Here is a 17,840-nt window from a genome sequence, read left to right as displayed (position 1 = left end):
GTACAGGCTATGCATATTCCGGAGAACTATCTTTCACCGTCCACCTGTGCGGTTATGACAGCGGCGGTTATTCCTGCTTGGACATATTGTGCAAAAAAGGTATCAAAGGAAATTACAAAAGAAAAAATGCCTTTGCTTGGCATATTTGCCGCATTTTCATTTGTGGCAATGATGTTTAATATTCCTATCGCAGGAGGCTCAACCGGACACGCCGTGGGCGGAACCCTGATAGCCATACTGTTGGGTCCCGAGGCCGCCTGTCTGTCCGTCAGCGTTACACTGATACTTCAGGCTCTGCTTTTCGGTGACGGCGGTATACTTGCAATAGGAGCAAACTGCTTTAATATGGCATTTGTTCTGCCGTTTGTGGGCTATGCCGTGTACAGCCTGATTTCAAAAAAGCTCAAAAGCAAGGGCGCAAAATATCTTGCCGCAGGCATTGCAGGATATGTAGGAATCAATGCGGCAGCTCTTTGCACGGCAGTGGAATTCGGTGTGCAGCCTCTGTTATTCAAGGGTGCAGACGGTCAGGCATTGTACTGCCCGTACGGTCTTAACGTTTCCGTGCCTGCAATGATGGCAGAGCACCTAACCCTATTCGGTCTTGCAGAGGCAATCTTTACCGTTGCCATGCTTGCATTTTTTGAGGCAACATCACCGGAAATTATGAAAAATCAACCACGCACAAAAAAGGGCAACACCCTTATCGGCGTGCTCCTTGGTGTGCTCACCTGTGCAACACCTATCGGACTTTTGGCAACAGGAACAGCATGGGGTGAATGGGGTGCAGACGAGATTGCCGAGATTGCAGGATATACTCCCAAGGGACTTGAAAGCGGTATTCTTTCCGGCTTTGAGGCAATCTGCCCCGATTATTCAATAGGCTCCCTGCCCGAATGGATAGGCTATATTTTGTGTGCAGTAATAGGCATTGCGATTTGCACAATAATGTTTAAGCTCATCAGCACATTTATGAAATCAAGGGTAAGCTATGACTAACAACAGTATTCCGGATTGGCTGGTGCAACCGCAGGAGTACAATCCGCCAAAGGATAACAGCAGATTTATCACCGCAACTCAACGGGCAGTAATCTCGCTTATCTCAAAATTCAAATTGAATGCTCAAATAAAAAAGACGCAGGCACCAAGCACTACCTGTCGTCTTTTCGGCATTTTACTGATGATTGTGCTGACTGCCGCTTCGCGTAATTTCACCTTTGTTTTGCTTATGCTTGGGCTGTGTGCCGTCAGAATTGCATTGCTGAATGCTCAAAGCATCAGAAGTCTGCTTCGTGTTGTTGTACCGGCCCTGATTTTTTCATTTATTATTCTGCTGCCGAGCGTGTTTATGGGGCATCCGAGGACAATGCTTTCGGTCATCGGCAGAGTTGCCGTCAGCACAAGTCTTGTTACAGTGCTTAACCTTACAGCACCGTTTTACAGCATAACAGGGGCGTTAAAGGCATTTCGCGTTCCCGACATTGTGATATTTACATTTGATATAACAATCAAGTACATCCTGCTGTTCGGCGAAATATGCAACGAAATGCTTACCGCCTTAAAGGTGCGCTCTGTCGGTAAAAACGACAGAAAAAGCAGCTCGGTGTCGGGAGTGCTCGGTGCAGTTTTTGTAAAGGCTCGACAGGCAGGCGAAGAAACCGTTAGGGCAATGGAATGTCGTGGCTTTTGCGGAAAATACGTTGTATCGCAAAAATACAAGCCAAGCTTGGCGGATTTTTTATACACAGTAATGCTTTTGCTTATTACCGGTATATTTATTTATCTTGAGGTGATTATATGATAAAGCTTAACGATATTTGCTTTGCCTATGACGATGTACCTGTTATCAGGCACTTTAACACCCAAATTGACGACGGTGCGTTTGTTGTTATCAAGGGCGACAACGGCTGTGGCAAAACCACCCTGCTGAACATAATTAACGGTCTTGAGTTTGCCGAGATAGGCACATACAGCTTTAACGGCACAATTATCAACAAAAAGGCTATGAAAAACGAAAGCATTGCAAAGGCCTTTCACAGACAGATGGGATATGTTTTTCAAAACACTGATGCGCAACTGTTTTGTTCCACCGTTTATGACGAGCTTGCCTTTGCGCCGAGACAGATGATGCTTGCCGAACAGGAAATTGAAAAAAGGGTAAGTGACATTGCCTCCCTTGTGGGAATAAGCAATCTGCTGGAAAGGGCAACCATTCATCTGTCTATGGGCGAAAAAAAGAAGGTTGCAATTGCATCGGTGCTGACAATGAACCCCCAGGTGCTTGTCCTTGACGAGCCGATGAACTTCCTTGACAAAAGGTCAAGGCAATGGATAATCGACTTTTTAAGCCAAATGCACTCAATAGGCAAAACGATAATAATCGTATCGCACAGCAACGATTTTGACTCGCTTGCCACACAGATAATAGAAATGTAAATTAAAACTGTCGCATATAAAAAGCAGATTGAGCATTAAGTTCAATCTGCTTTTTGTGCTTTTATTAAGATTTACAAAGATTAATCAATCTCTACAATCCAGCCCTCAGGAGCTTCAATTTCGCCCATTTGGATGCCGGTAAGAGTGTCATAAAGCTTCTTTGTATATGTACCCATTTCGTCCATACCTGATGGGAAGCAAATTTCTTCGCCGTGGTTAACAATCTTGCCGACAGGAGAAATAACAGCCGCAGTACCGCAAAGTCCGCATTCTGCAAAATCCTTAATCTCGTCAAAGTAAACCTCTCTGTGCTCAACCTCCATACCGAGATAGTGCTCTGCTACATAAACAAGTGAACGACGGGTGATTGACGGAAGAATTGAATCCGACTTAGGCGTTACAAGCTTGCCGTCCTTTGTGATAAAGATAAAGTTTGCACCTCCTGTTTCCTCTACCTTTGTGCGTGTTTGAGGGTCAAGGTACATATTTTCATCATAGCCGCAGTTGTGTGCATCAACGATGTTGTGAAGCGACATAGCGTAGTTAAGGCCTGCCTTGATGTCACCTGTACCGTGAGGCGCAGCTCTGTCAACATCCGAAACCCTAATTGTGATAGGCTTTGCACCGCCCTTAAAGTAAGGACCGACAGGTGTTGCAAAAATTCTAAACTGAAATTCGTTTGCAGGCTTTACACCGATGATTGAATCGTAGCCGAATACAAACGGACGAAGGTAAAGGGTTGCACCGGAGCCAAACGGAGGAACATAAGCCTCGTTAGCCTTTACAACCTGCTTTACGGCATCAATAAACTTATCCTCGGGTACAACAGGAATTTCAAGCCTGCGGCAAGACTCCGCAAGTCTTTTCGCATTCATATCAGGGCGGAAGCAAACTGTTCTGCCGTCCTTTGTTGTGTATGCTTTAAGTCCCTCAAATACGGTTTGAGCATACTGCAAAACGCAGGCACACTCGCTCATGGTGATGGTTGCATCCGATGTAAGCTCACCGTCATCCCACTTGCCATCCTTAAACCACGATACATATCTTTTATCGGTAGGTACATATGCGAAGCCAAGGCTTGACCAATCAATGTTTTTCTTTTCCATATAAAACATCTCCTTGCTTGTTATAGAATTTATACATTTTATTATATCACTTTGATTTATAATATCAAGAGCAAATTATTCTGCCGAGCAGGTAACCTTGCCGTTATGGTTTGACGAAACAAAGCCAATATATGACTTGCCCTTGTTGATGGTTAAATCGTTGCCTACGGCATCCTTCAAAACGAACTTGCCGTCCTTAACCTCCCAGGTAATGTCGGTTGATGTGCCGTTTGACACATAGGTTCCGCTGCCCGACGACCACTTATAATTAAGGTATGTAGTTGTTGAGCCCTTGTACGGCACCGTAATATAGGTTGACTCCGCCTTGAGAATAATAAGGTTTTGGAACTTAACCTCCTTTTCCCAATCGTTAGTGTGATACTTTCCGTCGGAGGTGTCGTAGGTAAAGGCTCTTGTGTCCGTTCTGTCCGAAAACTTTACCTTTGCGGTTTTTGCCTCGGTTGCACCGGCAGGTGAAATCTCGGTATTAAATTTCAGCTGTGTAAACTTGGTGGAGTCAAGCTCTGTTCTGTAACCCTTTTTCTTGATTGCGTTAGAGAGCTTTTTGCCGTTCATAACTCCTCTGTGCTCGGACGAAACCTTACGCGTGGTATCTCTGCTGAACATTTCGCCGCCCGACATACCGTCAATATTGTTTACCTTTAGCTTTTTGATTGTTTCGTATCCGCCTGTGTAATTACCTTTGCTGTGGCTTCCGCCCCAATGGATAAAGATTGCATCAAAAAATGTGCTGAACTTTACATAGCTCGGTCTTGCAGAACGCAGCGGTCCAACCTTTTCGGGCACGTCATTAACATCGGCATAAATCCAAAGCATACGGCTGATGCCACCCTCAACCTCACCCTCGCAGATGATGTCGGGAGAGGTGATGCCCCATTGCGGACGTGCAGGACGAAGGTTTTCTACAACAATGGCTACCGGTCGCTTGCCTAATGCAGACTCGTTGAAGCCCGACTCACCCGTAAAAGGATTAAGCACGGGTGCCTTGGTTGTTGTTTCGGTTGTAGTAACGGTTGTTGTTTCAGGCTCTTCAACCTTTGCGGAGCAACCGAAAAGTGTAACAGTCATAAGAATTGCCAATAATACGGCTGCAAATCTTTTCATTTGAATATCCCCTTTATTTTTAGGCTATAAAAATATTCTATCACTTGAAACACCCAAATGCAACTGTTATATATAAAGACTCCCCCTTTATTTAGGGTAACCTTAATTATTTTCCGACTGCTCAACCATTGTTTGAGCAAAAACTGCATATCCCTTTTGCGGATTGCCGACAATTACATGAGTCAGTGCACCTATAAGCTTGCCGTTTTGAATAATAGGCGAGCCCGACATTCCCTGAACTATGCCTCCTGTTTTTTCTATCAATTCATTATCTGTAATGCGAACAATCATATTTTTCTCCCGATTGCTCTCGTTATAGCTTATGCGTACAATTTCTATATCATATTCCTGCGGCTTACCGCTGTCCACAGTACAAATAACGGTGGCATCGCCCCTTTTTACCTCCTGCACAGAGGCTACGGGATACTCCCTTGCGCAATCGGGAATTTGCGCAAACGCACCGTATATTCCGCAATCCGTGTTGTTGAGCAATCTGCCGATAGTTTGGCTTTGAAAATCACACTCAAGCGAGCCCGTAGTTCCCCGAGTGCTTTTTTCTATTTTTTTGACGGTTGCACCAACAGCCTCACCGTCAAGCATTGGCATAATTTCCTTTGTGTCAACATCATTTATCTGATGACCGAGCGCCGCAAATATACCGCTGTTTTGATTATAAAATGTGATTGTGCCTATGCCTGCTGTGGAATCACGCACCCACATACCTGCCTTGTAGCATCCCTCGCGCTCGCAGTACACGGGAGTTAGAGTTAAGCTTTTGTAGCGTTCGCCTCTTTTAATCTTCACATCAAAGCTCGTACCGTTGTTGTCGCACAAAATCGACTGAACATCATCCGAGGTATATACATTTATATTATCAATGCTGACAATTACGTCGCCGACCTCTATACCGCATTCCTTTGCGGGATTTCGCTTTCCGCTATCGGTTTGAACATCCTGCACACCGACAACTATAACGCCGTCGGTATAAAGCTTTATGCCAAAAGCTTCTCCGCTTACCATAACCTTTTTCGCATCGCTTTGGCTAACCATTACCTCCTTAACGGGAATTGCACCAAACAGCTTTAACGTGCTTTTGCGCGGTGACGAGCTTTGAACATCAACAGCCAAGGTTGCATCACCGTCAGCAAGACTGAACACCCCCGCAAGCCGATTGCTGTTGTTATCATAGCAAACCACAGTGCCGGGCAGATAAGCATTGCCCCAAGCAACAACTGCAAAAATAATTGCGCATATAAATGACAAAATAACATCAAAAATCCTGATTGCCTTTTTCAATTTTAACACCTCAATATAGTTTTGCCGAAACGCACAAAATTCATACTTGCAACGTTAATATATATGTGATAGAATATTTTGTGAAAAAATCGAAAAAAGAAAGGTTTTTGTATTATGAGCGGACATAATAAATGGAGCACCATCAAAAGAAAAAAGGGTGCAAACGATGCTGCAAGAGCAAAGGTATTTACAAAAATCGGCAGAGAGCTTGCCGTTGCTGTAAAGAACGGCGGACCGGACCCAAACAACAACGCAAAGCTTCGTGATGTTATTGCAAAGGCAAAGCAAAACAATGTTCCCAACGATAATATTGACAGAATGCTCAAGAAGGCTGCCGGTGACGCAGACACAACAAGCTACGAGGAGATCGTGTACGAGGGCTACGGACCGTCAGGTGTTGCCGTGGTTGTTGAGGCTCTTACAGATAACAGAAACAGAACCGCAGGCGAGGTAAGACATTACTTTGACAAGGCAGGCGGTAATATGGGAAACCCCGGCTCTGTTACCTTTATGTTTGAAAAGCAGGGCGTTATCATCATCGAAAAAGAGGATACCGACGAGGATCAGCTTATGGAGGATGCTCTTGAGGCAGGTGCTTCTGATTTTCTTACAGATGACGAGGATATTTTTGAAATCAGGACCGAGCCGAACGATGTCGGTGCAATCCGTGACGAGCTTGATGCAAAGGGCTACACCATTGTATCATCAGAGGCAGCATATGTACCAAGCACATACACAAGGCTTGAAAGCCAAGACGATATGAAGAAAATGGCAAAAATGATAGAGATGTTTGAGGAAAACGACGACGTTCAAAACATCTATCACAACTGGGAAAACGAAGACGAATACGAGGAATAATTCCTAATAAAAAACACCTTGGATTTTGAAGGTCCAAGGTGTTTTATTTATGACAAAAGCATACGGTCATTATCAAGGCTTTGACCGACTGACGATTTGAATTTTTCAAGCAAGTCGGCAACCGTAAGTCCGTTGCGTTCCTTGTTTGCAACGTCATAAATTACTCTGCCGGCATCCATCATAATTGTTCTGTTGCCAAGCTCAAGCGCCGATTGCATATTGTGAGTAATCATAAGGCAGGTGATTTTGTTTTCCTCAACTATTTGAGTTGTAAGATTAAGCACCTTTTCGGCTGTACCCGGGTCGAGTGCTGCCGTGTGCTCATCAAGCAACAAAATCTTCGGCGGGTTAATGGTTGCCATCATAAGAGTAAGAGCCTGACGCTGACCGCCTGAAAGCAAGCCAACCTGCTGATTCATCCTATCCTCAAGCCCCATATCCAAAAGAGCAAGCTTTTCCCTAAACAGCTTTTTATCCTTTTTGGAAATTGTAGAAAGCCATCCGCCGTGACCTGCCGCAAGAGCAAGGTTTTCCTCAATGCTCATACCCGGGGCACTGCCCTTCATAGGGTCCTGAAACAATCTGCCGATAAACCTTGCGCGCTTATGCTCAGGCATTGCGGTTATATCCCTGCCGTCAAGCAAAATTCTGCCCTCGTCGGTAAGATAGGTGCCTGCTATCGCATTAAAAAGTGTTGATTTGCCGGCGCCGTTTGCACCGATAATTGTGATAAAATCGCCATCGTTAACATCAAGCGACAAGCCGTTAAGAGCAACCTTTTCATCAGCTGTGCCCTTAAAGAAAACCATTTTAATATCAGATAATGTAAGCATCATCACACCTTCCTTCCCGAACGAAGCTTTGCTTTTCTTATGTATTCAGGCAGCCTTGTTTTTAGGTAAGGACCTGCGATTGCTATAATTACAATTACCGATGAAACAAGCTTTAGCATAAACGGAGGCATATGAAGACCGATAGCAATTTGATATACCAAGCGGAACAAAATTGCACCCAAAACCGCACCTATTGCGCGTAGCGGAATTTTGCCGCGGCGGACAAACACACCGCCGATAAGCAATGATGCCAACGCAACCGTTACCATGCCTGTGCCGATATTAATTTCTGCCTGCTTTTGTGACTGTGCAAGCAAGCAACCCGAAAGAGCGGTAAACGAGTTTGCTATGCAAAGTCCGATAATTGTTGTAACAATGGGGTTGATTGACGAGGATTTAACCATATCGGGATTATTGCCCGTTGCACGAATAGACAATCCGAGCTTTGTTTTTAGAAACAGCGACAGAAAAAGCACAACAAGAATAACCGCCAAGGTTGCAATAATAAGCGTTTGCTTCCCTTCAAGCACGGTGCCCTCAAGCCTCTGCTTTATTAAGGAAAACACCGTGTCCGAATTGTTTAGATTTAAGAGTGAGGATTTTTTCATCACGGCAATATTGATTGAATAAAGCCCTGTGTTAACAACAATACCTGCCAAAAGGCTGTCTATGCCTAAAACTGTTTGAAGCAATGCTGTTATCAGGCCCGATGCCATGCCCGCAAGCATAGCAATAGGTATTGACAAAATTGGGTGTCCGTTAAGTGCAACAACTGCGCCGACCGCCGCACCAAAGGTAAAGCAACCGTCGGTTGACAGATCGCACACATTAAGCATTGTGTAGCTCAAAAACAATGCAAGCACGGTAAGTGAGCTGATTAGTCCAAGCTCCAAAACCGTTTGCATTTGCCCGGCATCAAATATAGCCAAAATGTTAGACATAAATAATTCTCCTCACACAAGAACCGGGCGAACTACATTCGCCCGAATCTTAATAATTATGATGTTTATATTAATCTGTTACTCAAAGCTTTCTGCTGTTGTAATTGTTTTGATTTCGGTGCAGAACGGCGAAGACTTTTCCTTAACAGTGTCAAAGTCAAATCCAATCTGTGTGCAGATTTCGGTATTGATTGTAGCAGTACCGTTATCAAAGAACTTAACTGCATATGTTGCAGGGTCCTTTTCGTTAACAAGAATGTCTGCAACCATATCTGCAGTATCTCTGCCGAGAGCCGCGTAATCTACACCGTAGCCGAGGAAGGCACCGTTGAGTGCAAATGAATCTGCGCCTGTGTAGTGAGGAATACCTGCCTTTGCCAAGTCCTCATAAATTGAAAGCTCTGCGGTCATAATTGTGTTGTCTGTCGGGGTAAATACTGCACTGCACTTATCCTTAACTATTGTTGATACAGCCTGCTGAACCTCTGTAACGTTTGTGCCTGTGTATTCCTTGTATGAAACACCCTTTGCATCAAGGTACTTCTTTGCATTTTCGATAGGTGTCTTTGAGCTGTCCTGTCCCATATCGTAAAGAAGAGCAATGTTGTCTGCCTTTTCGTCATTTGCAAAAATCAAATCCATAATTGCATCTGTGTTAAGGTAATCCGATGTGCCCGTAACGTTTGCGCCCGGAGCCTCGGAACTTGCTACCAAGCCTGCACCGACAGGGTCTGATACAGCGGCAAATACAACAGGAATTTTGTTGTCCTCGGTTGCAGCCTGCATTGCGATTGCAACAGGAGTTGCAACACCTATCATAAGGTCAACGGGTTCTGAAATGTAGCTTGAAATAATTTGGTTCATAACGCTTGCGTCAGCATTGCAGTTTTGAACGGTAACATCAAAGGTGCAGTTGTTTTGCTCACCTGCAACCTTAAGCTGTGATTCGATATTTTCTACGATTTGATTAAGTGAAGCATCGTCAACATAGTTGCAAATACCAACCTTGTAGGTTTTTGCCTGTGCGTTTGCGTCACCTGACTGAGCTGCTCCCTTTGAGCAGGCAGCAAATGCAAAAATGATAGCGATTGATGTAAGTACAGCGATAATTTTCTTAAAGTTTTTCATAATAATTTTCCTTTCGATAATAAAAATAAACTTTGTTTTGTGTTTTATGTTATGCTTTATTTTTACCATCGTTGCCATCGTTTTGTTAAAATAACCATAGCCGCAATCTCCTTAATTTGATAAACAAAAAACTCCTGTCCTGACATTAACTGTCGGGACAAGAGTGAAAATTCAATCTCCTGCGGTGCCACCCCACTTGGTACATATTGTACCCACTTTGCACGTACTGTCATACGCAGACCGTTGTTAACGAAGTGTCGGCTCCGTCTTGCCTACTTTTAATTCAGCTCGCCCTCAAAAGTCCATTCGGCTTTTCCCAATACTTACTGCCATTCCACCATCGGCAGCTCTCTGCAAAGCGGTAAAAAACTTACTTACCCTTTCTCATCGGTTTACTTAACTCTATCACAACAAAAAGGCTTTGTCAATAGTTTTTTCAAAAAAAGTTTTTGCGTGCTAAAGCGTCAAAGTACTAATATATATTATGCAGTAGCTCAAATTTTTGATTAATAAATACCCTGCTCCATCATTGCCTGTGCAACCTTTTCGAAGCCTGCAATGTTTGCGCCTGCAACAAGATTGTAGCCAAGGCCGTATTTTTCGGCAGCATAAACAGAGTTCTTATGAATGTCAACCATAGCCTGATGAAGTCGAGAGTCGACCTCCTCTGCTGTCCAGGAAAGGCGCTGCGAATTTTGGCTCATTTCAAGGCCGGATACACATACACCGCCTGCATTAACTGCCTTTGACGGAGCAACGATAACACCGTCTGTATTCATAAGCAATTCGAGGGCATCCTCTGTGGTTGGCATATTGGCAACCTCTATGTAATACTTTGTACCGTTTGCAATTATCTTCTTTGCCTCTTGGGCGGTAATCTCGTTTTGAGTTGCACAAGGCATTGCAATATCTGCCTTAACGCCCCAAGGCTTTTCGTTAGGGAAGAACTCAACGCCGAATTTGTCGGCATAATCCTGACATCTGTCTCTGCCCGATGCTCTCATTTCAAGAAGGAAATTAATCTTTTCATCAGTAACTATACCGTCTGCATCATAAATATATCCGTCAGGGCCTGAAATTGTAACCGGTCTTGCTCCAAGCTGTGACAGCTTTTTGCATACACCCCAAGCAACGTTACCAAAGCCTGATACCGTAACGGTTTTGCCTCTGATGCTGTCTACCTCGTGCTTAAGCACCTCCTGTGTATAATACACAGCGCCGTAGCCGGTAGCCTCCGGTCTTATGAGCGAGCCGCCGTATGATCTGCCCTTGCCGGTAAGCACACCGTTATCAAACGAATCCACGATTCTTTTGTACTGACCGAACAAAAAGCCAATCTCTCTGCCGCTGACTCCGATGTCACCTGCAGGAACATCAATGTTAGGGCCTATGTGTCTGTAAAGCTCTGTCATATACGCCTGGCAAAAACGCATAATTTCTCCCCTGCTTTTGCCACGCGGGTCAAAATCGGAGCCGCCCTTTGCACCACCCATAGGAAGCCCTGTGAGTGAGTTCTTAAAGGTTTGCTCAAATCCGAGAAAATACATAATTGACGGATTTACACTTGGATGAAAACGCAAGCCTCCCTTGTAAGGACCGATAGCAGAATTAAACTGCACACGATAGCCTCTGTTAACCTGTGTTTTTCCATCATCATCTACCCAAGAAATGCGAAACGAAATAAGCCTGTCAGGCTCTGCCATACGTCCGAGAAGATTGTCCTCAACGTATTCCGGATGCTCATTAATAACCGCCTCAAGTGATCTGAAAACCTCCTTGACGCACTGAATGTACTCCGGTTTTTCGCTGTCTCTTTTTTCGACAGTAGCGATAACGCTTTCAATATATTCGTTCATAATGCTTCCCCCTCTTAATAGCAATTATATGATACGATTTTCGGGTGAGCGATTGCTCACCCTTTTGGTAATATTATACCAATTTTTTACACAAATTTCAATATATTTTTTGCACTTTTTTCAAAACACTCTTATTTACACAACCAAAATGCGAAAATATTTCGAATTCCACAGCGATTGACCTGTTCCAAAGCCAACGGTTACGTAGTCGAGTAGCGGAACATTAAGCTCGATGGACATCAGCTTAAAATCCGCAATCATATCTATATCGTTGGGCAAAAATTCGTTTTCCCTAAACTTTGCAATAAAAAATCCCGTACAGCTTTGCAGGGTTAAAAGCTCCATTGTGCGCTTCATTGCATCATCGTTGTATTCGTCAAAGCCAACACAGTCAACCGGCTCACCGTCGTGCCCAATGGCAAAGACGCAGTACCTATATTCAATCGTTGCATTACGCTTGGCATATTCAATACGGTCCTCGTAATTATTAAGGTTATATTCCACGGGAGGAGCCTTTTTGTTCATCAGTTCATCAAACATTTTGATGGCAACAGCAACATTTTCGCCCACACCGTTAACAGCCACCAGCTCTTCAATATCCGCACCGAAAATCCCCTCTAAATCCTCAAACCTTTCAAAAAGAGCATAAACGGTGTACTTAACATCCTTGCGAGGAACAACCAGCGACAAAAACAGCTCAAGGATTTTAGTATCCTCGGCATCGTCATACTCACCGTTAAGGTACGCATTGCGTATCCTGTCACGATGCCCGTCGCGTCCCTGCATCACCATTCACTCCCTTCCAATACCTATGCACAAATTTTACCATACAATACACATTTTTACAATAGGGTAACGGTAATCTATATATAACAAACAACTCCCCTTTACTGTATAAAAGGGGAGCTTATGCTTTTTGTTTATGCCATAATTTTTCTGTAAAGAGCCTTAAGGTCGTCTACGTTTGTATCCTTTGGATTGCCCGGACGGCAAGCATCTGCAAACGCGTCTGCTGCAAGAACGTCAAGGTCCTCTTCCTTTACCTTTTCATTAACGGCAGGGATACCTACGTCAGCAGAAAGCTTTTTAACTGCATCAATTGCAGCCCTTCTGTATTCCTCCTGTGACATTTCATCAACACCGTCAACGCCCATTGCACGTGCAATTTCTCTGTATCTTTCGCCTGTGTATTCCTGATTGTACTCCATAACGATAGGAAGCATCATAGCGCAGGCAACGCCGTGAGGTGTGTCATAATGTGCGCCCAATGTGTGAGCGATTGAGTGAGCAATGCCCAAGCCAACATTTGAGAAGCCCATACCTGCAATGTACTGCGCAAGAGCCATACCCTCTCTGTCCTCAGGCTTGTTTTCGCAGGCACCGCGAAGATGCTTTGCAATAAGCTTGATTGCTTCAAGGTGGAACATATCCGACATTTCCCAAGCACCCTTTGTTGTGTAGCCCTCAATAGCATGAGTAAGAGCATCCATACCTGTCGATGCGGTTAAGCCCTTTGGCATTGATGACATAATATCAGGATCGATAATCGCATATTCGGGAATATCATTTTCATCAACGCAAACAAACTTTCTTTCCTTTTCAACATCTGTGATAACGTAATTGATTGTTACCTCTGCTGCCGTACCTGCTGTTGTAGGAACTGCAATGGTAGGAACTGCGTGATTTTTTGTAGGAGCAACGCCCTCAAGAGAGCGAACATCTGCAAATTCAGGGTTGGTAATAATGATACCGATAGCCTTTGCAGTATCCATTGATGAGCCGCCGCCGATAGTGATGATAGAATCTGCGTCGCAAGCCTTAAAGCTTTCTACACCCTCAACAACATTTTCAATAGTCGGATTTGGCTTAATTCCGGAATAAACCGTGTAAGCAATCTTTGCTTCGTCAAGCAAATCGGTTACCTTTGCAGTAACACCGAACTTAATCAAATCCGGGTCGGAGCATACAAAAATATGCTTCCATCCCTTTGCCTGTGCAATAGGCACAATCTCTGCAATTGCGCCCTTGCCGTGATAAGAAACTGTGTTAAGTACTATTCTGTTTGCCATAATAAAAACCTCCGTTTTTTCTTTTATAATAACATTAAATAGGATATATTTTGTTAAAATTTTTCCTATTATTTGTAACTAATTTATCTGATACCACTTAATTTCATTTGCTTCAAGATGAAGCTCAAAGCTTGTGCCGTCACCGACATAAACGGTTGTATCCTGCGGCTCGTAGGTGTTATTAACAACGCAATACTTGTTGTTCTTTACATATGCGTGAACCTCGACATTGTAGTTAGTGGAGAACCAACGCAAAAGCTCATCCTCTGCCGAAGCACTCCAAAGCACCGCACGGTAAAGCACACGGCTGTTTTCAAACGAATAAGGAAGTCCGCTGATGTATACGCCTCTGCCCTTACCGAAGGTCTTAACAGCCATCTGCACCTCCTCGGCATGCCTTACTGCGAACGGAAGCTCGGTTGCATTTTGTATAAGAACAGTTGTGCCGTCAAGTGCTACGATATTCTTTTTGCCCTCGCCGAAATCAACATTTCCGTCTGTATCTGCAAGTATGAAATGGTCCCTGTGCTCCTCGGTATTGTATCTGCGTGTGTTAAGAGTAAATCCGTTTTCCTTTTCTACACCGAGAATATCGTCAAGCTGGAAGAACTTGCCCTGCCACTGATGAGCCGCAGGCTCGCCTACGCCGATAAATCCGCCGCCGTTATATACAAAGCTCTTAATTGCGGTAACGATTTGCTCGTCCTCCCAATACGCTCCGCCTGTCTGTGCGGTATCTGCATCGCCTACATTGATAATTACATCAATATCATCAAGCACCGAGCTGTCGTTTTTGATGTCGTCAAAGCTGATAAACGACACATCAAACGGAGCACCGCTCAAGGCCTCGATAACGCCGAAATACGAATAATTCTGTCTGTAATAAAGTCCGTGATGCACCATATGATTTGACCATGAACGCATCTTGCCCCAACAATTAAGCACGGCAACCTTCTTTACGCAGTAAGGTGTAACGCCCTGAATGTTGTCATAAAGGGTACGGAATTCGTCACACACGCCCTTGATATACTCCACAAATTCGGGGAACTTAAGTGCAAGCTTAAGGTATCCGCCGTAGCCGATACGCTGAATAGGGCTTCTCAAAATAGCACGCCTTGCAGTAACCCAATTAACCTTTGCCTCGTAAATAGGGTCGCCGCCCTCGCAGAAAACATCGGGGAAGAAATAAGGCAAGAATCTGCCCTCGGTATATTTTACATTTTTGATGTCACTGAACAGACGAAGGGTTGCACCGTTGCCGACACTGCCTACCACAGCATCAAGGCCGATAGAAGCAAAGTCGTCCATAAACGGCTCCATACCAATCCAGTGATCGCCCATAAACATCATTGCTTCCTTGCCGTATTCGTGAACAATGTCTACCATTTCCTTGGCAAGCTTGGCAACCTCACGCATCTGGAATTTTTGAAAATCCTTAAATTCCTTTGACGGAACGCGATAGGTGTTGTTCATATATCCCTGATCGATGATGAACTCGGGGCGGAATTTGTATCCAACCTCTTTTTCAAACTGTTCAAGAATATACGGACTTACGGATGCCGAATATCCAAACCAATCTACAAATTTTTCTCTTGCAAATTCATCAAACACAAGGGTAAACTGATGGAAAAATGTTGTAAATCTTACAACGTCAACATATTGATGTGTGTCAAGAAAGCGACGCAATCTTTCAAGAGAATGTGCCCTTGTCTTTGGCTGACGAACATCAAATGTAATCTGCGGCTCTACATCCCATTCGTTAACAACTGCGTTGTACATATGCACAGGGTCCCACATAATGTAGGCAAGAAAGCTTACGGTATATTCGTGAAACCTTTTTGCATTGCGGATTGTAACGTTACCGCTTGCCTCATCGTACGACCAGCTGTCAGGGCTGACAACCTCTCCTGTTGTGCGGTCGATAACCTCCCACCATCTTGTGATGTCGTCACGGTTATTCACCTTGAGCATATCGGGATAAAGATGATTCATAAGATGAATCTCAAGCACGGTGTCAACAGCAGTGTAAAACGGTGTCATAATATACATCTGCTGAACCTCGTCGGGATTTGCCTTTGCCCAATCGTTATCCTTACGGGTGGTGTAGTAGGTTGCGTAAATCTTTGCACCCGTATCCTTCAGCTCCTGCGGAAACTCTGTTCCGTCGCAGTCACGGATTGCATCTGCTCCCCACTCCTCCATAATTTCAAGTGTCTGTGGCACCACGTCCATATCGGTTGGAATGGTTACACGTCCTTTTGTTTTTGCCATAGTGTACCTCGCTAATATGTATTAATCTATAATAGTTATTTTGTTATTCTTCAATGTCATTTTGCCGTGATTTCTTTTGCGCCTAAGCGGAACACCCTTGCGCATATAGAATTCGTTATCGGCAACATAGGCATCCGGGTTACCGGCAGGGCTCAAGGTGCCTCCCAAATCGTCGTAGCTTACATTATTTACAAAGGTGTTATGTACCGCCTGACCAAGACAGAACATCATACATCCGCCCTCGTTTAGCCTTGAATAATTATACTTATATGTTGTACCGTCACCGGAATCGGCATCATATGCCATACCGTCCTGATTAAGCTTTGTATCAACTGCCTCGTTGTAAACAAGCAAAGCGTCCTTACATTTCCAAGGCCAGATTGCCGCTGCAACCTTGCCCATACGCTTACCCGGATTAACATAGTAGCGGTCGTTCATCTCTGTTGCGCAGGAATCCGAAACATTATGCTCCACAAGAGGCTTTAACACATACATAGGGGTGATTGCGTCACCGCCGACATTTTTGCAGTAATTCCCGGTGATAATAACATTCTCGTTACCATACTGCTTAAAGGTCTCCTCGCCAAGCTCTTTTGATGAAAATTCTGCATAGCGATATGTATAGCCTACTGCGATACCCCAACGGCTGACATTCTTTACAACACAGCCCTCAACGGTTACACCGTCGTAGCGGGCAACGCCCGTTGCACCCTCGTCGGCAGGCTTAAAGGCTGTCATATAAATTCCGCCGTTGTTCATATGCTTGTTGTAAACATTGCCGTTAACATCGTGAACAAAAAGATTTTTAAGGGTTATTGAATGCAGAGTACCCCTGTTTTGAGCAACAACGGCAACACCCGTTCTGTCCCTTTTTTCAGGAGCGGTGTACGCCTCAAGAGTTGTGTACTCCTCCTTGTTTACAACCTCAATATCGTGAACAACAATGTTTTCTACATCATAAAGCAAAATTGATGACGAAACATCACCCTTGTATACATGACCGGGAGAGTCAAGCTTTGTTCCGTAATCCTGATACCAAATACCCTCGCCGTTTGTGTTAATAACAGGCAATCTGTCGCCGTCGCCGTACGGAGCAATCTCAATAGGCTCGCCGTTGATGTCACCGCAATTTTTAAGGTGCAAAAATTGGTTATTAAACACCGAGCCCCTTTGGAGCAATATTTTATCTCCTGCGTTGATTGCAAGCGAATTGATTTTATCAAGAGTTAAAAAGGCTGTTTCGGGGGACAAGCCGTCGTTACTGTCATTGCCGTTAATCGAGCTGACATAATATTGCGTTGATTTCTGCATCGTATTGCTCCTCCCTTATCTTTTTGTAAATCACCATGCTTGATTCCTTAAACCTGAACTTGTCACCGTTGTAGCGAGTGAACAAATCACGGTTTGCCTTGTAGTATTCCTTAAGCTGCTTTTTGTCAATAGGCTGATAATTAAATACCTTTTTGCAGGCTTCAACCTCGGCTGCAAAATCAAGCCTAAAGCGAGTAAGCTCATAATCAAGATACACAGGCACGGTAAATTGCTTTAAGCCGTAAACAACCTCGCCGGCATCGAGTGCCCTTTGGCGTTTTTCGTTTTCTGCATTACATCTGACCTTAACTGCATCAAGACTGCTGTCGTCAATCAGTCCGAGCCTTTGGGCAAAAATTAAGCTCGCCCTTGCATACCTTTCTTCATCCTTTGATGTGAAACAAAATGTATTCATAATAATTCTCATAGCCTTTCCTGCTGCAAATAGTAAAAATAAAAATCCCTAACGCCGTTATTGTAGCCTAATAAGGCGTTTAACGGGAATTTAGCCATATCAAAATTATACGAAAGCAAATTTTGACGGCAATGCTTTTAACCTTTTTTGTTAAAATGTTCACACATATCAATTATAATATATAATAAAGGCAAT

Annotated in this window: 16 protein-coding genes; 4 read left to right on the top strand and 12 right to left on the bottom strand. The window is 44.0% G+C overall.

Features of this window, described 5'->3' with window-relative positions; translation table 11 throughout:
- Positions 1-9: 9 nt before the first annotated feature.
- Genes cbiM through Q0P34_RS01490 form a run of 3 tightly spaced genes read left to right on the top strand, consistent with a single transcriptional unit; the run spans position 10 to position 2,436 of the window.
- A complete protein-coding gene (cbiM, locus tag Q0P34_RS01500; RefSeq protein WP_294951820.1) occupies positions 10-999 on the top strand; it encodes a cobalt transporter CbiM in 990 nt (329 codons plus the stop codon).
- Positions 992-1,801: an energy-coupling factor transporter transmembrane protein EcfT gene (locus Q0P34_RS01495; RefSeq protein WP_294951818.1), complete on the top strand. Its 810-nt coding sequence runs from the start codon at positions 992-994 to the stop codon at positions 1,799-1,801. The genes cbiM and Q0P34_RS01495 overlap by 8 nt, the downstream gene beginning before the upstream one ends.
- Complete coding sequence (locus Q0P34_RS01490) at positions 1,798-2,436, top strand: ABC transporter ATP-binding protein (protein ID WP_294951816.1); 639 nt, start codon at positions 1,798-1,800, stop codon at positions 2,434-2,436. Before Q0P34_RS01495 ends, Q0P34_RS01490 begins: the two co-directional genes overlap by 4 nt.
- 80 nt (positions 2,437-2,516) lie before the next feature.
- Here the strand turns inward: Q0P34_RS01490 and Q0P34_RS01485 are convergent, their stop codons facing one another.
- The 3 genes from Q0P34_RS01485 to spoIVB form a co-directional block, all read right to left on the bottom strand.
- Positions 2,517-3,551, bottom strand: a complete 1,035-nt coding sequence (locus Q0P34_RS01485; RefSeq protein WP_294951812.1) for a branched-chain amino acid aminotransferase — start codon at positions 3,549-3,551, stop codon at positions 2,517-2,519.
- A gap of 66 nt (positions 3,552-3,617) precedes the next feature.
- Positions 3,618-4,667, bottom strand: coding sequence for a DUF3048 domain-containing protein (locus Q0P34_RS01480; RefSeq protein WP_294951810.1), 1,050 nt, complete (start codon positions 4,665-4,667; stop codon positions 3,618-3,620).
- 102 nt (positions 4,668-4,769) lie between these two features.
- On the bottom strand, positions 4,770-5,963 hold the full coding sequence (spoIVB, locus tag Q0P34_RS01475) for a SpoIVB peptidase (protein ID WP_294951807.1): 1,194 nt from the start codon (positions 5,961-5,963) through the stop codon (positions 4,770-4,772).
- A 114-nt stretch (positions 5,964-6,077) separates the two neighbouring features.
- Here spoIVB and Q0P34_RS01470 point away from each other — a divergent pair, with 114 nt between their 5' ends.
- Positions 6,078-6,821 (top strand): YebC/PmpR family DNA-binding transcriptional regulator, encoded by a 744-nt coding sequence (locus Q0P34_RS01470; protein WP_294951804.1) that lies wholly within the window; start codon positions 6,078-6,080, stop codon positions 6,819-6,821.
- A gap of 47 nt (positions 6,822-6,868) precedes the next feature.
- On the opposite strand, the gene Q0P34_RS01465 is transcribed toward Q0P34_RS01470, so the two are convergent.
- From Q0P34_RS01465 to Q0P34_RS01425, 9 genes are all read right to left on the bottom strand, one after another.
- Positions 6,869-7,654, bottom strand: a complete 786-nt coding sequence (locus Q0P34_RS01465) for an ATP-binding cassette domain-containing protein (RefSeq protein ID WP_294951938.1) — start codon at positions 7,652-7,654, stop codon at positions 6,869-6,871.
- 2 nt (positions 7,655-7,656) lie between these two features.
- Positions 7,657-8,595 (bottom strand): ABC transporter permease, encoded by a 939-nt coding sequence (locus Q0P34_RS01460; RefSeq protein WP_294951802.1) that lies wholly within the window; start codon positions 8,593-8,595, stop codon positions 7,657-7,659.
- 78 nt (positions 8,596-8,673) lie between these two features.
- Entirely contained in the window at positions 8,674-9,723 is a 1,050-nt protein-coding gene (locus Q0P34_RS01455; protein ID WP_294951801.1) for an ABC transporter substrate-binding protein, read from the bottom strand.
- Between the two features lie 506 nt (positions 9,724-10,229).
- On the bottom strand, positions 10,230-11,579 hold the full coding sequence (gene gdhA, locus Q0P34_RS01450) for an NADP-specific glutamate dehydrogenase (RefSeq protein ID WP_294951798.1): 1,350 nt from the start codon (positions 11,577-11,579) through the stop codon (positions 10,230-10,232).
- Positions 11,580-11,714: 135 nt separating this feature from the next.
- Entirely contained in the window at positions 11,715-12,371 is a 657-nt protein-coding gene (locus Q0P34_RS01445) for a helix-hairpin-helix domain-containing protein (RefSeq protein WP_294951795.1), read from the bottom strand.
- A gap of 128 nt (positions 12,372-12,499) precedes the next feature.
- Positions 12,500-13,648 carry a lactaldehyde reductase gene (gene fucO / locus Q0P34_RS01440; RefSeq protein WP_294951792.1) on the bottom strand — a complete coding sequence of 383 codons (1,149 nt, stop codon included), beginning with the start codon at positions 13,646-13,648 and terminating at the stop codon, positions 12,500-12,502.
- Between the two features lie 78 nt (positions 13,649-13,726).
- Positions 13,727-15,919 carry a 1,3-beta-galactosyl-N-acetylhexosamine phosphorylase gene (gene gnpA / locus Q0P34_RS01435; protein ID WP_294951789.1) on the bottom strand — a complete coding sequence of 731 codons (2,193 nt, stop codon included), beginning with the start codon at positions 15,917-15,919 and terminating at the stop codon, positions 13,727-13,729.
- Positions 15,920-15,940: 21 nt separating this feature from the next.
- The gene (locus Q0P34_RS01430) at positions 15,941-17,230 is read right to left on the bottom strand and encodes a polyhydroxyalkanoate depolymerase (RefSeq protein WP_294951786.1); all 1,290 of its coding nucleotides are present in this window, start codon (positions 17,228-17,230) and stop codon (positions 15,941-15,943) included.
- Positions 17,193-17,645, bottom strand: coding sequence for a hypothetical protein (locus Q0P34_RS01425; protein ID WP_294951782.1), 453 nt, complete (start codon positions 17,643-17,645; stop codon positions 17,193-17,195). Before Q0P34_RS01425 ends, Q0P34_RS01430 begins: the two co-directional genes overlap by 38 nt.
- Between the last annotated feature and the right edge of the window lie 195 nt (positions 17,646-17,840).

This window comes from uncultured Eubacterium sp. (assembly GCF_945980375.1).
In the GTDB taxonomy this organism is placed as follows: domain Bacteria; phylum Bacillota; class Clostridia; order Oscillospirales; family Acutalibacteraceae; genus Eubacterium_R.
This window is presented reverse-complemented; position numbering and strand designations above follow the sequence as displayed.

What these genes read in the sequence shown, in the direction of transcription:
- cbiM (WP_294951820.1), top strand. Translation starts at nt 10, where the DNA reads ATGCATATTCCGGAGAACTATCTTTCACCGTCCACCTGTGCGGTTATG.
- Q0P34_RS01495 (WP_294951818.1), top strand. Translation starts at nt 992, where the DNA reads ATGACTAACAACAGTATTCCGGATTGGCTGGTGCAACCGCAGGAGTAC.
- Q0P34_RS01490 (WP_294951816.1), top strand. Translation starts at nt 1,798, where the DNA reads ATGATAAAGCTTAACGATATTTGCTTTGCCTATGACGATGTACCTGTT.
- Q0P34_RS01485 (WP_294951812.1), bottom strand. Translation starts at nt 3,551, where the DNA reads ATGTTTTATATGGAAAAGAAAAACATTGATTGGTCAAGCCTTGGCTTC.
- Q0P34_RS01480 (WP_294951810.1), bottom strand. Translation starts at nt 4,667, where the DNA reads ATGAAAAGATTTGCAGCCGTATTATTGGCAATTCTTATGACTGTTACA.
- Q0P34_RS01470 (WP_294951804.1), top strand. Translation starts at nt 6,078, where the DNA reads ATGAGCGGACATAATAAATGGAGCACCATCAAAAGAAAAAAGGGTGCA.
- Q0P34_RS01465 (WP_294951938.1), bottom strand. Translation starts at nt 7,654, where the DNA reads ATGCTTACATTATCTGATATTAAAATGGTTTTCTTTAAGGGCACAGCT.
- Q0P34_RS01460 (WP_294951802.1), bottom strand. Translation starts at nt 8,595, where the DNA reads ATGTCTAACATTTTGGCTATATTTGATGCCGGGCAAATGCAAACGGTT.
- Q0P34_RS01455 (WP_294951801.1), bottom strand. Translation starts at nt 9,723, where the DNA reads ATGAAAAACTTTAAGAAAATTATCGCTGTACTTACATCAATCGCTATC.
- gdhA (WP_294951798.1), bottom strand. Translation starts at nt 11,579, where the DNA reads ATGAACGAATATATTGAAAGCGTTATCGCTACTGTCGAAAAAAGAGAC.
- Q0P34_RS01445 (WP_294951795.1), bottom strand. Translation starts at nt 12,371, where the DNA reads ATGGTGATGCAGGGACGCGACGGGCATCGTGACAGGATACGCAATGCG.
- fucO (WP_294951792.1), bottom strand. Translation starts at nt 13,648, where the DNA reads ATGGCAAACAGAATAGTACTTAACACAGTTTCTTATCACGGCAAGGGC.
- gnpA (WP_294951789.1), bottom strand. Translation starts at nt 15,919, where the DNA reads ATGGCAAAAACAAAAGGACGTGTAACCATTCCAACCGATATGGACGTG.
- Q0P34_RS01430 (WP_294951786.1), bottom strand. Translation starts at nt 17,230, where the DNA reads ATGCAGAAATCAACGCAATATTATGTCAGCTCGATTAACGGCAATGAC.
- Q0P34_RS01425 (WP_294951782.1), bottom strand. Translation starts at nt 17,645, where the DNA reads ATGAATACATTTTGTTTCACATCAAAGGATGAAGAAAGGTATGCAAGG.